This is a genomic window from Rhizobium sp. FKY42 (assembly GCF_005222835.1).
In the GTDB taxonomy this organism is placed as follows: domain Bacteria; phylum Pseudomonadota; class Alphaproteobacteria; order Rhizobiales; family Rhizobiaceae; genus Neorhizobium.
The window spans coordinates 208,411-222,088 of record NZ_STGA01000028.1 but is presented as its reverse complement, the minus strand read 5'-3'; the positions used below and the strand labels follow the sequence as shown (position 1 = coordinate 222,088).

The 13,678-nt window shown below is 57.3% G+C and carries 12 protein-coding genes; 5 read left to right on the top strand and 7 right to left on the bottom strand.

What is annotated here, in order from left to right; translation table 11 throughout:
* Nucleotides 1-41 precede the first annotated feature (41 nt).
* From E8M78_RS10580 to E8M78_RS10560, 5 genes are read right to left on the bottom strand one after another with little or no spacing between them, the layout of a single operon-like run.
* A complete protein-coding gene (locus E8M78_RS10580; protein WP_137135022.1) occupies nucleotides 42-1,724 on the bottom strand; it encodes a methyl-accepting chemotaxis protein in 1,683 nt (560 codons plus the stop codon).
* Nucleotides 1,725-1,742: 18 nt separating this feature from the next.
* Nucleotides 1,743-2,258: a chemotaxis protein CheW gene (locus tag E8M78_RS10575; RefSeq protein WP_137135021.1), complete on the bottom strand. Its 516-nt coding sequence runs from the start codon at nucleotides 2,256-2,258 to the stop codon at nucleotides 1,743-1,745.
* Complete coding sequence (locus E8M78_RS10570) at nucleotides 2,255-4,276, bottom strand: chemotaxis protein CheA (protein ID WP_137135020.1); 2,022 nt, start codon at nucleotides 4,274-4,276, stop codon at nucleotides 2,255-2,257. Before E8M78_RS10570 ends, E8M78_RS10575 begins: the two co-directional genes overlap by 4 nt.
* On the bottom strand, nucleotides 4,273-4,641 hold the full coding sequence (locus E8M78_RS10565) for a response regulator (protein WP_137135019.1): 369 nt from the start codon (nucleotides 4,639-4,641) through the stop codon (nucleotides 4,273-4,275). Before E8M78_RS10565 ends, E8M78_RS10570 begins: the two co-directional genes overlap by 4 nt.
* On the bottom strand, nucleotides 4,641-4,964 hold the full coding sequence (locus tag E8M78_RS10560; protein ID WP_137135018.1) for an STAS domain-containing protein: 324 nt from the start codon (nucleotides 4,962-4,964) through the stop codon (nucleotides 4,641-4,643). Before E8M78_RS10560 ends, E8M78_RS10565 begins: the two co-directional genes overlap by 1 nt.
* Nucleotides 4,965-5,260: 296 nt before the next feature.
* On the opposite strand from E8M78_RS10560, the gene E8M78_RS10555 reads away from it, so the two are divergent.
* Nucleotides 5,261-6,991, top strand: coding sequence for a chemotaxis protein (locus E8M78_RS10555; RefSeq protein WP_137135017.1), 1,731 nt, complete (start codon nucleotides 5,261-5,263; stop codon nucleotides 6,989-6,991).
* A gap of 14 nt (nucleotides 6,992-7,005) precedes the next feature.
* Here the strand turns inward: E8M78_RS10555 and E8M78_RS10550 are convergent, their stop codons facing one another.
* Together E8M78_RS10550 and E8M78_RS10545 are read right to left on the bottom strand one after the other, a co-directional pair.
* Nucleotides 7,006-7,758 carry a siderophore-interacting protein gene (locus E8M78_RS10550; protein ID WP_137135016.1) on the bottom strand — a complete coding sequence of 251 codons (753 nt, stop codon included), beginning with the start codon at nucleotides 7,756-7,758 and terminating at the stop codon, nucleotides 7,006-7,008.
* A 145-nt stretch (nucleotides 7,759-7,903) separates the two neighbouring features.
* Nucleotides 7,904-8,974: a DUF475 domain-containing protein gene (locus tag E8M78_RS10545; RefSeq protein WP_137135015.1), complete on the bottom strand. Its 1,071-nt coding sequence runs from the start codon at nucleotides 8,972-8,974 to the stop codon at nucleotides 7,904-7,906.
* A 466-nt stretch (nucleotides 8,975-9,440) separates the two neighbouring features.
* Between E8M78_RS10545 and rbfA the strand changes: the two genes are divergently transcribed.
* The 4 genes from rbfA (at nucleotide 9,441) to pnp (ending at nucleotide 13,664) form a co-directional block, all read left to right on the top strand.
* A complete protein-coding gene (rbfA, locus tag E8M78_RS10540; RefSeq protein WP_137135014.1) occupies nucleotides 9,441-9,857 on the top strand; it encodes a 30S ribosome-binding factor RbfA in 417 nt (138 codons plus the stop codon).
* 7 nt (nucleotides 9,858-9,864) lie between these two features.
* On the top strand, nucleotides 9,865-10,794 hold the full coding sequence (gene truB / locus E8M78_RS10535; protein WP_137135013.1) for a tRNA pseudouridine(55) synthase TruB: 930 nt from the start codon (nucleotides 9,865-9,867) through the stop codon (nucleotides 10,792-10,794).
* Between the two features lie 159 nt (nucleotides 10,795-10,953).
* On the top strand, nucleotides 10,954-11,223 hold the full coding sequence (rpsO, locus tag E8M78_RS10530) for a 30S ribosomal protein S15 (protein ID WP_062554961.1): 270 nt from the start codon (nucleotides 10,954-10,956) through the stop codon (nucleotides 11,221-11,223).
* A 305-nt stretch (nucleotides 11,224-11,528) separates the two neighbouring features.
* On the top strand, nucleotides 11,529-13,664 hold the full coding sequence (pnp, locus tag E8M78_RS10525; protein ID WP_137135012.1) for a polyribonucleotide nucleotidyltransferase: 2,136 nt from the start codon (nucleotides 11,529-11,531) through the stop codon (nucleotides 13,662-13,664).
* Nucleotides 13,665-13,678 lie beyond the last annotated feature (14 nt).

Below are 13,678 nucleotides of genomic sequence, written 5' to 3'. Positions count from 1 at the left end.
CCCAGAACGGCCTATCTCAGGTTTGGAGTGGTGGAGAGCGCTTACGCGCTCTGCCGAAAGTGTGCGTCTTCCTCATCGGGTCCGCCCATATCGAGCGCGAACCCCTTGACGCGGGACTGCTGGCCAGCCACGCTGTTGTCTACCCGCCGTGCTGGAGCGTTTTTGTGCTGAACTGCAGGACGCTGGGTCTTCGTGGCCGTCGTCGTTGTCCGGTGCCCACCGGTCCGCTCGACGCGGAAGAACGCGATGGATGCCTGGAGTTCCTCGGCCTGTGCGGCGAGTTCTTCCGAGGTTGCCGACATCTCTTCCGATGCCCCCGCATTTTGCTGCGTCACCTTGTCGAGCTGCTGGATCGCGTCGTTGATCTGGCTTGCACCAATATCCTGTTCGCGGCAGGCCGCTGAAATCTCGGCAACGAGTTCCGCCGTCTTCTGAATATCCGGCACCAGCCTATTGAGCATTTCGCCGGCTTCTGTTGCTACCTGGACGGTGTCGCCAGACAGCGTGGAGATTTCGGCAGCGGCTGCTTGGCTGCGCTCTGCAAGCTTGCGCACTTCGGAGGCGACGACGGCAAAGCCCTTGCCATGTTCCCCGGCACGTGCCGCTTCGACCGCCGCATTGAGGGCAAGCAGATCCGTCTGTCGGGCGATTTCCTGAACGATGGAGATCTTTTCCGCAATCGTACGCATCGCACCGACCGCCTTGTTTACGGCCTGGCCGGAGGCTTCCGCATCGCGCGAGGACTGGCGGGCAATCTTTTCCGTCTGGGCGGCGTTGTCGGCATTCTGCTTGATGTTGGCGGCCATCTCTTCCATTGAGGCGGAGGCCTGCTCGGCAGCAGAAGCCTGCTCAGTCGCGCCCTGGCTCAGCTGTTCCGAGCTGGCAGAAAGTTCCTGGCTACCGCTGGAGACGTTGTCGGAGGCAGAGAGCGCGTCGCCCACGACGCTCCGGAGGCGCTCGATCATCGTGTTGACGAACCCAAGCAGATCGCCGATTTCATCGCGGGATTTGATCTCGGCAAGCTTTGTCAGGTCCCCTTCGGAAACTCCCTGCACCGCCCCAACGGCGTTGCGCAGACCGCGATTGATACCGACCGCTACGAAAATGCCGACGGCGCAGGAGAAGATCAGCAATGCTGCTGTTCCCGCAATCAGGGTTGTGCGTGATTGAGCGTAGAGCTGATTTGTTTCCTCATCGATCTGGACCAGTTCATCCGCAACCGCTTTGTTTACGGCTTCAACTGCTTGCAGCATCCGGTTAACCATTTGTGCACCTTCACCCATCGAAAGCTCACCAGCCTTACGATTAGATTCGTCGGTGTTTTCAACCGCTAGTGCCAGAACACTATCCTGCAGACGCTCAAAGCCTTCGAATGTAGCGCGGAATTCCTGCAGCTGCTTCTGCAGCTCCTTGTTTTTGCTTTCCTGAAGCGCGGCGAGGCTCTTGCGGACCTCGGCGCGCGCATTCTTGGCGCCCTCGACAAAATTCGGGATGCGCTTGGGATCGGTGTTAAGAATTGCGTTTTTCTCGAAGCGAATGCTGTTCAGCACGGCTTTACCCATCGCGCCGGAATCAGCAAGGTTCTCGGCTGGTCCCTTGACGATGTCTGTGATTGCCGAATTGAGCGTGGCAAGATTGCTGATAGAGAGCGCTGCCATTGCCGCCGACATCAAAACGATCAACGTGAATGCGACTGTCAACTTTAACTTTATGGTTATCCGCATGTCGATCTTCCTTTTGGCTCAGGTCTGCAACGACGTCCCGCCTGGGCGTTCACGCTGAGCCGAGAAAATTGTGTGAAGGTTCGGTATGATGATGAATTCCCCGCCGCGTCGAACGAGGCAGTCGATGAAATCAGGACGCCAGCGCATGCCGACGCTCGGAGGCGGTTCACCCGCGGATTTCATCAGGGTGGTGACTTCATTCACCTTGTCCGTACGGAGACCGACAAGCGTCGGCTCCCCTTCTATATCCAGCTGGATGACGATGATCCGGCTGTCGATCGTGGTGCGTGTGGCCTCCATGCCGAAGGCCAGGCGTATATCTGCAAGCGGAATTACCTTTCCGCGAAAGTTGATCACGCTTCCTACAAACGCTTTCGCGCCTGGAACACTGGTTTCTGGAACAAGATCCAGGATTTCCTGAACCTTGATGGCTTCCAGCGCAAACATTTCGCCAGCAATATCAAAGGTCAGAACTTCCAGTTCCTCGGCATTTCCCCAAAGTTCGTCCGGGAGCTTTCGTATGGCTTCACTCATCCTGCTGCGCGCAACTGCGCCTCCTGGTGCTGCCCTGCCGCGACCAGATGGCCGACGTCGAGGATAAGGGCGACCCCGCCATCGCCAAGGATGGTTGCACCGGAAAAGGTCGCGACATCATGGTGCAGTTTGGACATGCTTTTGATGACGGTCTGGTGGTCGCCAATGATCTGGTCCACCACGAGACCGACACGTTCCGAGCCAGTTGAGATCACGACGACCTTCTGGAAGGGATCTGGCGTCGTGTTCGTATTGAAGAGATCCCGCAGGCGGATGAAGGGAACCAGGCTGTCGCGCAGCGAGATGAAGCTTCGTCCGCGAGAACGCATGTCCTCTTCCGGCGAAAGCTCAAGGCATTCCTCGACGGCGGAGAGCGGTATCACGTAGCGACCGGCGCCAACCCGCACCAGCAGCCCATCGATGATTGCAAGCGTCAACGGAATGGCGAGTGAGATTTCAGAACCGGTCCCGTTATGGCTGGTCACATCGATCGAGCCGCGCAGCGCGTCAATGGTCCTTTTGACAACATCCATGCCAACGCCGCGACCGGAGAGATTGGTAACCTGTTGTGCGGTGGAAAAGCCCGGCTGGAAAATGAGCTGCAGAAGCTCCTGATCTGCCAGCACGGCATTGGGTGCGATGATGCCGGACGCTTCTGCCTTGGCGCGCACGCGCTCGCGGTTGATACCGCGTCCGTCATCCTTAATCGTGATGATGACTTCTCCTGCTGCCTGACGCGCAGAGAGAAAGATGCGTCCCACCGGATCCTTGCCGGCAGCACGACGCTCCTCCGGTGTTTCCAGACCATGGTCGCAGGAATTGCGTACCAAGTGCACGAGCGGATCTGCGAGACGTTCGACCACGCTCTTGTCCACCTCCGTGGTCTCACCTTCCGTAATCAGTTCAATGGCTTTGCCAGTCTCAATCGCCAGGTCGTGTACCAGTCGGCGGAACCGGCCGAACAGTTGCGCCACCGGAACCATGCGCAGGACCATCATGGTGTCGCGCAATTCGCCGGAAAGCCGTTCGACATCTTCCGACACCGCGCGCAGTTGAAGATCGCCACTGGATCCGGCAAGCTGGCTGAGGCGCGACTGGGCAATAACCAGCTCGCCAACCCTGTCCATCAGTTCGTCCAGACGTTCTGCGGGGACACGTACATTCTCACTGGATTTTGCCTGCTTGGCATCCTGTTGTTGAGGAGCCGCCTTTGTAACCGCTGTGCTCTCGGCACGAACGGGCGTGCCAGAGGCATTGTTGGACTTAGCCTCCGTAGGCGCTGCTTCCGCTACCGGCGAAGCCTCGTCAGCCTGCTCATTCCGGGCATCAACGATTTCGAGGCTGAGCTCCATCTCGTCCATGACGAAAATGAAAACGTCGTCGATGGCAGAACGTGGCTGCGCCGTCTTCAGGTTTACTGTCCAGGAGAGATAGAGGTCACCCGCGCTGAGATCGTCCAGTGCAGGAATGCAGCTCTTGTGTACCTCAACGGTGCATTCACCGAGCTCGCGCAATTCATCAAGCAGCGGCAGAGGATTGGTGCCGTTGGCCATTGCATTGCGAGGAAGGCTGAAATGCAGCCTGTAATGCGTCATTCTGGGCTCTGCTGCTGGCTTTACAGGGGTCCCGGCGTCCGGGTTGCCTGCCTGTTCGACCGCAAGCCTGAGAGTTGAAAGCAGATGTTCGCTCGCAGCATCATGATCACCCGCCGGCACCTCGATCAGAGCGCGCATGTGGTCGGTCGCGTTGAGAACGGCACTGACCAGGTCGTGCGTGGCCGGGACAACACCCTTGCGGACTTGATCGAAGGCGCTTTCGCAGTGGTGTGTAAATGCTGCAAGCGCCTCGAAACCGAACATGGCGCCCGATCCCTTGAGGGTGTGCAGCCCACGGAAGACGGCGTCGACCTGATCCTTGTTGGCCAGGTCATGATTGAGATCCAGCAAACCGGTTTCGATTTGCTCAAGCAATTCCGCAGCTTCCGTACGGAAAACCGCTATTGGATCGGGAAAACTCATCTGCCGAGAACCTTCTTGACAATCTTGACCAGACTTTCCGGGTCAAAGGGCTTGGTCAGCCAGCCTGTCGCACCGGCGGCCTTGGCTTGGCTCTTCAGTTCGTTATCGGATTCAGTCGTGAGAAAAATGACCGGGACCCCCATATAGGCCGGGAGCTTGCGAAGCTCGCGGATCATGGTCAGCCCGTCCATCTGAGGCATGTTCAGATCGGTGACGATCAGATCGAATTGACCGCTCCGCATCTTGCTCAATCCGTCCATCCCATCCACGGCTTCCGTAATGGTATAGCCTGCGTTACTCAGCGCGACGCGCGTTGTCAGGCGAATACTGGCGGAATCATCAACAGTCAGAATCTTGGCGGCCATTATTTTACTCCATCATGCAGCCAGAAGCTGGCATCTTCTGGCGATATGTTATGCAGGAACCCGCCCCGCTCGAGCACGTCGCGCAGGTTACCTGTGGCGGGCCTGAGCAATGTCAGCTTCTTGCCAGATGTGGAGGCAAAGATGCGGGCTGACTCTATAAGTTGAACGAAGCTGAGATCTGCTGGTTCGTCATCAGAGATATCGAGAGCAACTGCTGATTTTGCGATCAGGGCTAATAAAAGTTCATCATGATGCTTAGAGATGGTCCGAAGCGTAAGGCCATCGTGCCAGAAGAGTGTCGTTTCCGAGGCGTTACTGCTCATCGTCAATGGACCCTATTGATAGACGCTGATTCAACTTTGGGTAATGTGGTTCCGGATGCTTAACAAGACCCTAATAATTTATGCTCACTTCTATCGAATAATTTCCTGTGCCCAGAAAACTTGGGTAATTCACCAAAAAGAAAATTAACCAAGCTGCGGAAATGAGACGTTCCATTGGCGAAGCTTTAACGCCCGCTGCGCCAATAATTTCACGCGCAGGTCGTGCAACCCGATTCGGATGTTGTCCCTCCTGGGCGAGAGCGGGGCAATTCTGTCCGAAACCGGAGATAGATGGCGTGGCAATGGCAGCAACCAGACAGGAGATGATCGTTCCGCAGGTGACATCATCTTATGCGGACCGGTTGGAGGAGGCGCGAACTCGTATCGAGCAGCGTTTTCTCGATGGCGGGGCGGTTCTGCTTTCCATTCTCGACATTCTCAACAAAATGGTGACGTCGCTGGACGCGCTCACCGGGTCTCTCGATGAAGGGACGGCGAATGCCACCATGGGCGAACTCGAGGCTACAGTCGCCGCCTTGTCTAGCCTGACGGAGGCTGAAGCAAAGCGCCAGAGTGGCTTCCGGGATATTGCCGAAGCGGAACGTGTGCTGCGCCCGCAAATCAGCCGGATGCAGGAAACCCTGCGCTATCTGCGAACCTTTGCAGTCACCGCGAAGATTACGGGCGCCGGGGTTCCAGATTTTGCGGGCTTCGCAGAAGAGATTCTCGAACGCATCCAGGATGGCAGCCAGCAGGTAAACGGTCTTTCACAGAAGCTGGCTGAACTGGGCTCCGGACTTGGACCCGTTATCAGCAAGGGCTCTGCTACACTTGATCGCTATAGCCAGACCATCCCGTCCATAGTTTCCGGGCTGGGTCGCGGCGTCGATCAGATCAACGCTCACAGACAAGAGCTGAATCAGCGTGCTGAGCAGGTCAAGATCATTGCGCGGGGCATTCAGAACAAGCTCGCCTCGACGCTGTCAGCCATGCAGGTGGGCGACATTACGCGTCAGCGCGTCGAGCATTGCCAATCATCCTTCTCGATACTTGAGGACTATCTGGCATCGGCGGAGGCGTCTTCTCTGACCCGAGAGGCCCAGGAAGCGCTAAGGGCGCTGATCCGCCAACTCGTGGCCGCGCAATTGCAACAGACGCGTCAGGACTTTGAGCGCGACACAGCGAAGATCGTCGAAACCATTGCCAGCTTCCGCCACGAACTTGGCCAGATCACCGAAATTCAGCGCGAGATGATTGGCGAGAGTGACAAGCCATCCAATCGATCACTGCGTGATCTGGAAACGGGTATCGGACAAGCCCGTTCTGCCGTTACCGAAATTGAGGCCGTCGCAGAGGAGGCGGGCCTCATGACAAGGCGCACCCTGTCTACGGTGGAAATGCTGCTGAAGGACATCGGCATTGTTCGGGTTGTCCGCGGTGATATCCACTACATGGCGCTGAACACCAATCTCCGTTGCGGCAAGATCGGTGAGGAGGGTAAGGCGATCAATGTCGTGACGGCTGAACTGCGCATCTTCGCTGGCCATCTGGACGAAGCGGCTGAGCAGATCCTGGAACAGCTGAAGGTGCTGGAAGGGGCGGCGAAGGGACTTTTGTCCGATGCGCCAGAAACCGCTTCAGCCGAATCCCTTGATGAGCGCCTGCGGCGAGCGCTTGAGCGCATCGGTGCCGTTGGTCAGGCAATGGACAGCGATCTTGCCAACCTTGCACGCGAGGGTGCGTCGGGTGTTGCGGAGATGAATGCTGCGCTTCAGCGCTTGGATTTTCGCGCAGATCTCGGAGAAATTCTGCATCGATGCCAGGAAGAGCTTCACACCGCAGCTCTTCAGCCCATCGACAGAACTGGCCTGGAGGCGGCCATCGAAACCGTCGGCCCCAGGATCAACCGGATTTACACCATGGCCTCCGAGCGTGAATTGCACGCCACCATTCTGGGAACCGCTGTGCCAGAGGAGGCGCCGCTCACTGTCCTGTCGGACGATGACCTCGACGCCGCCCTCTTCTGATCAGGTGTATCGTCTCAATCGTCAACGTGATCGTGGCCGCCATTGCGACCCGGACGCCAATAGCCTTCCGATGCGATCCGATCCCGGCTGAAGCCACGTTCGATGAGATAATGGCGCTGAGCTCGTACATTGCTGGTCTCACCGATGATGAGAGCCTGCCCATGTCCGCCAGGAAGCTCGAAGGAGCTCAGTCGATCAACCATCACGGAGCTTGGGCGCGCACTGCCGCGGGCAATCCATTCAATGGAAACCTCGCCTTCAGTCTCAAAATCCTGCTTCCAGCTTTCGTCTTCAACCTCGATGAAGGCAAAAGCACGTGCCTGAGCAGGTAGGTTTTCCAGAATGTGCAGGATGCCGGGGATACAGGTTTCGTCGCCGGTCAAGAGATGCCAGTCGGCATCCGGCTTGAAGACGACCCGTCCGCGCGGCCCCTTCACCTCGACCTGATCGCCCGGCTTTGCATTCCGAGCAAAGCTTGGACCGACGGAATCGCCGTGCAGGACAAAGTCCACAGAGAGTGTGCCGGCATCCCGATCAATTGCGCGCACGGTATAGTGCCGGCGTCCATGGCCGCCTTCTGGATCATTCAAGAAGAAGACTATGTCCTGTCCTGGTTTGTATTCGAACTGGTCGACGTTCTCGACGCCGAAAACGACGCGACGCATCTTTGGCGTTACGTCAAAGCTATTGATGACTGTGAGTGTCCAAGAAGGCAGATTGGGGCCTCGGCGAGGCGTGTCCATCGCAGTTGGGGAAACCTGATCCATGGCAAAATCCTGAAAATCGAAGACAGCAGATTACTCTGAATAGAACTTAATTCCTGCTTTTAAAAGTCATGTTTCATTACGGTTATGTCATGATGTGTATCGAAGAGAAATCGGGCCCATAAAGGGCCCGATATCGTATCTGAACTCAAGTAAGTGCCTCGGCGCCATGTTCCTGTTCGCGTCGATTGTACCGAATGGATGACCAGAGCGAGAGACCGATCAGACCTGCACCGCCGAGGCCGGTGATGACCTCCGGGATATGATACAGCGTCTGCACATACATGATGACCGACAGGATCAGGATGGCATAGAATGCGCCGTGCTCCAGATAGCGATACTCTGCAAGCGTGCCCTTCTCCACCAGCATGATGGTCATCGAGCGCACATACATAGCGCCGATACCAAGGCCAATCGCAATGATGAACAGGTTCTGCGTCAGGGCGAAGGCCCCGATGACGCCATCGAATGAGAAGCTGGCATCGAGTACTTCGAGGTAGATGAAGGCGCCGAGGCCACCTTTGGCCGCTTCGCTCATCGTCTTCTGTGACGCATCAAGAACGCCGCCCAGTACTTCCACCAGAAGAAAGGTCAAGAGGCCATAGACGGCCGCATGCACGAAGGTCGAGGCATCGGCTTCCGGCAGCAATTGCGAGAACAGCATGATGAGCAACAGGACGAAAGCGATCTCGACGCCCTTGATCGTCGCGAAACGTGCAATACGGCTTTCGAGGAATTCAACCCAGTGCACATCCTTCTCATGGTTGAAGAAGAAGGTGAGGCCGACCATCATCAGGAAGGTGCCGCCGAACGCGGCAATCGGCAGATGCGCCTCGTGCATGATACGCGAATATTCTTCCGGACGCGACGCCGCCAGAACGATGGCATCGATGGGCCCAATGCCTGCTGCGATTACAACGATCAGCAGCGGGAAGACGATACGCATGCCGAAGACGGCAATCAAGATGCCCCATGTAAGGAAGCGCTGCTGCCATACAGGCGTCATGTCTTTGAGCTTGTTCGCATTGACGATGGCGTTATCGAATGACAGGGAAATCTCCAGCACGGCCAAAACCGCACAGATAAAGAAGACCGTGAGAGTTCCGCTTACGGTTCCCGTCGACTGCCAGCCGAGAACGCCACCCAGCACAAGTCCGACAAAGGTGACGATGAATGCCCATCGGAAATAACCGAGGGTCGATGACGTGGGTGCGCTCATGGACGCACCTCGCGGTACTTGTCGTGTGAATGCATGCGAGAAATTACAGGCAAACGCGAAGCGATACCCGTCAAACGGATTGGATATAAGGTCATGTTGTTTATCCGCCGGCTAAGCTGCAGGCGGTACCGACATCGCGAGAGCGCCGTAAAAACTCTCGCCAGAGGGGCCCGGCACCAATGTTCAATCCCCGGCTTCGGTTTAGCCATGGGGGAGACAGGCGATAAAATGGAGGATTCTCATCAAACGTCAAGTTGGATGTGCGACATGGTAACGCATGAGGTCAAAAATTCGTGGGATTGGGTTATCAAAAACTCAGCTCTTCGTGAACGCATGTCTGGCAGATCTGCCCAGAAACCTTGACGTTTGGCATCAAGCGAGGCATTGAGCACGCCTGCCCGCGCCAACCGGTCCGGATTCTGCTATTCTGGCATCTTGAGATTGGCCGAAGGAAAGAAAAACAACAATGAGCAAAGCAACTTCTTCAGCGCCTTCCCAGCGCATGCTGCGCGTTGGCGAACAGGTTCGTGCCGCTATTACGCAAGTCCTGCAGCGGGGCGAGGTGCGCGACGATATCATCGAGCGCACGGTCATTTCAGTGTCGGAAGTGCGCATGTCACCGGATCTCAAGATCGCGACCGCCTATGTTACGCCGCTTGGCGTCGCCGACCACGCCAAGGTGATCGAAGCCTTGAACCGCAATGCGAAATTCATTCGCGGACGCTTGGCCGGCGCACTTCGCCAGATGAAATACATGCCCGAGGTTCGCTTCCGCGACGATACGAGCTTCGACAACTACAAGAAAATCGATGAGCTTCTGCGCTCACCGGAAGTCAGTCGTGACCTCGCCACTGACGCCGAAAAAGATGACGAAAACGAATAAGAGCAAGATGTCCAAACCGCGTAAACCAAAGGGCCGGGCCATTTCCGGCTGGCTCGTTCTCGACAAGCCTGTCGATTTTGGCTCCACCGAAGCTGTTGGCAAGATCAAATGGCTGTTCAACGCCCAGAAGGCAGGCCATGCCGGCACGCTCGATCCGCTTGCGTCCGGCATGTTGCCGATCGCTCTGGGTGATGCGACCAAGACCGTGCCTTACGTCATGGATGGCCGCAAGATCTACGAATTCACGGTTTCCTGGGGCGAGGAGCGAACGAGCGACGATCTGGAAGGCGAGGTGACGCAAACCTCTGACCAGCGTCCGACAGAAGAAGAGATTCGCGCCCTGCTGCCGAATTATACCGGTGTCATTAGTCAGGTACCGCCGCAGTTTTCTGCCATCAAGATCGCTGGCGAGCGCGCTTACGATCTGGCCCGTGACGGCGAAACCGTCGAGATCCCCTCTCGTGAGGTGGAGATCCACCGGTTGACGCTGCTGAGAGCGGAACGGGACCGCGCCTTCTTCGAAGTCGAATGTGGCAAGGGCACCTATGTCCGCTCGCTGGCACGCGATTTTGGCCGCGACCTTGGATGCTATGGCCATATTTCCGGTCTCCGTCGCACGTTTGTTGCGCCCTTCGCCGAAGAGGCGATGGTGCCACTGGCTGAACTGGTGGCTCTGGAAGAGATTGAGGATCGCGACGAGCGTCTAGCGGCACTCGACGCATTCCTCATGGAGACGAGCGAAGCCTTGTCTGCGCTGCCGCAGATCCGCATCAGCGACGATCAGGCCTATCGTATTCGCATGGGCAATCCGATCATCCTGAGAGGGCGTGATGCGCCTGTCGATGAGCCGGAGGCCGTGGCGCTCGCTGGTGGCAAGCTGGTGGCCATTGGCGAAATCGGTCAGGGCGAGTTTCGTCCGAAGCGCGTTTTTGCCTGATTTGCGGCGAAGAACATAGCTCTTCCCATCAATGGCCGAATGGTTTATAGCCACGGCCAGCTAGGGTGCGCTTTGCGTACCCTTTGCGTTCACGGCCAAGGCTGGACGACATCCCGGCCTTTGGTGTCTTTATTCCTAAAATTCAGAAAGGATTGTCCGATGTCGATCACTGCAGAGCGTAAGGCTGCCCTCATCAAGGAATATGCAACCGTTGAAGGTGATACCGGTTCTCCGGAAATCCAGGTTGCCATTCTGACCGAGCGGATCAACAACCTCACCGAGCACTTCAAGGGCCACAAGAAGGACAACCACTCCCGTCGTGGCCTTCTCAAGATGGTCTCGAGCCGCCGTTCGCTGCTCGACTACTTGAAGAAGAAGGACGAAGGCCGTTACACGAAGCTCATCTCGAGCCTCGGTATCCGTCGCTAAGACCAGATTCGGCGGACGATCCAAAGGGTCGTTCGCCGCATTTCATCCGGGCGCAAGACCCGGAAACGGCCGCAAGGATTGCGGCAGACTTGGCAGGCCCGGATCCGCCGTTCCTGCTAACTTAACCGATGACCTGTCATGGGGCAGGATTGCCGGATGCTTTCGCCAGACACGTGGTCTGGCTCATTGAAAGCCTCTTGTTGTCTTGCCCGTGATCTCGTCACACGAAGCGCTGAATGCGGCTTTCGGCATGCTCCCCTTGGCGGGTGAGGTGCAAGGCCGCCGCGCATGAAGGACCGAAAATCATGTTCAACACACATGCTGTCGAAATCGAGTGGGCAGGCCGCACGCTCCGACTGGAAACCGGCAAGGTAGCTCGTCAGGCTGATGGTTCCGTTATCGCCACCTACGGCGAAACCGTTGTCTTGGCGACTGTGGTCTCTGCCAAGGAGACGAAGCCGGGCCAGGACTTCTTTCCGCTGACCGTCAATTATCAGGAAAAGACCTATGCTGCCGGCAAGATTCCGGGTGGCTATTTCAAGCGTGAAGGTCGTCCTTCGGAAAACGAAACGCTGGTTTCGCGCCTGATCGACCGTCCGATCCGTCCGCTTTTCCCGGAAGGCTACAAGAACGACACGCAGGTTGTCGTAACCGTTATCCAGCATGACTTGGAAAACAATCCGGACATCCTGTCCATGGTTGCAACCTCTGCGGCCCTGACGCTCTCTGGCGTTCCGTTCATGGGCCCGGTTGGCGGCGCACGCGTTGGCTACATCAACGGCGAATACGTCCTGAACCCGCATCTCGACGAGATGGACGAGTCGACACTCGACCTCGTTGTCGCCGGTACATCCGACGCGGTTCTGATGGTTGAGTCCGAAGCCAAGGAACTCAACGAAGAAGTCATGCTTGGCGCCGTCATGTTCGGCCACAAGGGTTTCCAGCCGGTCATCGACGCCATCATCAAGCTGGCTGAAGTGGCTGCCAAGGAGCCGCGTGAATTCGAACCGGAAGATCATTCCGAACTCGAAGCCGAAATGCTGAAGCTTGCCGAAGCCGAACTGCGCGACGCCTACAAGATCACCCAGAAGGCAGACCGTTATGCGGCCGTCGATGCCGTCAAGGCAAAGGTCAAGGCACACTTCCTGCCTGCCGAAGGGGAAGCCAAGTATGCGCCTGAAGTTGTCGCAGCTGTGTTCAAACACCTGCAGGCAAAGATCGTTCGCTGGAACATCCTCGACACCAAGAGCCGCATCGACGGTCGCGACCTCGAAACCGTTCGTCCGATCATCTCGGAAGTCGGTATCCTGCCGCGCACACACGGCTCCGCTCTCTTCACCCGCGGTGAAACGCAGGCGCTGGTTGTTGCAACGCTCGGCACGGGCGAAGACGAGCAGTACGTCGACAGCCTGACGGGCATGTACAAGGAGCAGTTCATGCTCCATTACAACTTCCCGCCCTATTCTGTTGGCGAAACCGGCCGCATGGGCTCCCCGGGCCGTCGCGAAATCGGTCATGGCAAGCTCGCATGGCGCGCCATTCATCCGATGCTGCCGAGCCCGGAGCAGTTCCCCTATACGCTGCGCGTTGTCTCTGAAATCACCGAGTCCAACGGTTCGTCCTCCATGGCAACTGTTTGCGGTACCTCGCTCGCACTGATGGATGCAGGCGTTCCATTGGCCAAGCCGGTTGCCGGTATCGCCATGGGCCTGATCCTTGAAGGTGAGCGCTTCGCGGTTCTCTCCGACATTCTGGGTGACGAAGATCACCTCGGCGACATGGACTTCAAGGTTGCCGGTACCGAAGCTGGCATTACCTCGCTGCAGATGGACATCAAGATCGCCGGTATCACCGAAGAGATCATGAAGGTCGCTCTGAATCAGGCCAAGGGTGGCCGTAACCACATTCTCGGCGAAATGGCGAAGGCCATTACCGAGAGCCGTGGTCAGCTCGGCGAATTTGCGCCGCGCATCGAAGTCATGAACATCCCGGTCGACAAGATCCGTGAAGTCATCGGTTCGGGCGGCAAGGTCATCCGCGAAATCGTCGAGAAGACCGGCGCCAAGATCAACATCGAGGACGACGGTACGGTCAAGATTGCTTCTGCTTCCGGCAAGGAAATCGAAGCAGCCCGCAAGTGGATTCACTCCATCGTGGCAGAGCCGGAAGTTGGCGCCATCTACGAAGGCACCGTCGTCAAGACGGCGGACTTTGGCGCATTCGTCAACTTCTTCGGCGCACGCGACGGCCTCGTCCACATCTCGCAGCTTGCTTCCGAGCGCGTTGCCAAGACCTCGGACGTCGTCAAGGAAGGCGACAAGGTCTGGGTCAAGCTGATGGGCTTCGATGAGCGTGGCAAGGTTCGCCTGTCCATGAAGGTTGTCGATCAGGCAACCGGCCAGGAAATCAAGAAGTCTGAAGGCGACGCTGCCGCTGAATAAGGTTTCTTCGTGAG

Excerpts from the sequence above, each read along its gene's own strand:
- E8M78_RS10565 (WP_137135019.1), bottom strand. The coding sequence starts at position 4,641 with ATGGCCGCCAAGATTCTGACTGTTGATGATTCCGCCAGTATTCGCCTG.
- E8M78_RS10580 (WP_137135022.1), bottom strand. The coding sequence starts at position 1,724 with ATGCGGATAACCATAAAGTTAAAGTTGACAGTCGCATTCACGTTGATC.
- E8M78_RS10560 (WP_137135018.1), bottom strand. The coding sequence starts at position 4,964 with ATGAGCAGTAACGCCTCGGAAACGACACTCTTCTGGCACGATGGCCTT.
- E8M78_RS10570 (WP_137135020.1), bottom strand. The coding sequence starts at position 4,276 with ATGAGTTTTCCCGATCCAATAGCGGTTTTCCGTACGGAAGCTGCGGAA.
- pnp (WP_137135012.1), top strand. The coding sequence starts at position 11,529 with ATGTTCAACACACATGCTGTCGAAATCGAGTGGGCAGGCCGCACGCTC.
- rbfA (WP_137135014.1), top strand. The coding sequence starts at position 9,441 with ATGAGCAAAGCAACTTCTTCAGCGCCTTCCCAGCGCATGCTGCGCGTT.
- E8M78_RS10550 (WP_137135016.1), bottom strand. The coding sequence starts at position 7,758 with ATGGATCAGGTTTCCCCAACTGCGATGGACACGCCTCGCCGAGGCCCC.
- E8M78_RS10575 (WP_137135021.1), bottom strand. The coding sequence starts at position 2,258 with ATGAGTGAAGCCATACGAAAGCTCCCGGACGAACTTTGGGGAAATGCC.
- rpsO (WP_062554961.1), top strand. The coding sequence starts at position 10,954 with ATGTCGATCACTGCAGAGCGTAAGGCTGCCCTCATCAAGGAATATGCA.
- E8M78_RS10545 (WP_137135015.1), bottom strand. The coding sequence starts at position 8,974 with ATGAGCGCACCCACGTCATCGACCCTCGGTTATTTCCGATGGGCATTC.
- truB (WP_137135013.1), top strand. The coding sequence starts at position 9,865 with ATGTCCAAACCGCGTAAACCAAAGGGCCGGGCCATTTCCGGCTGGCTC.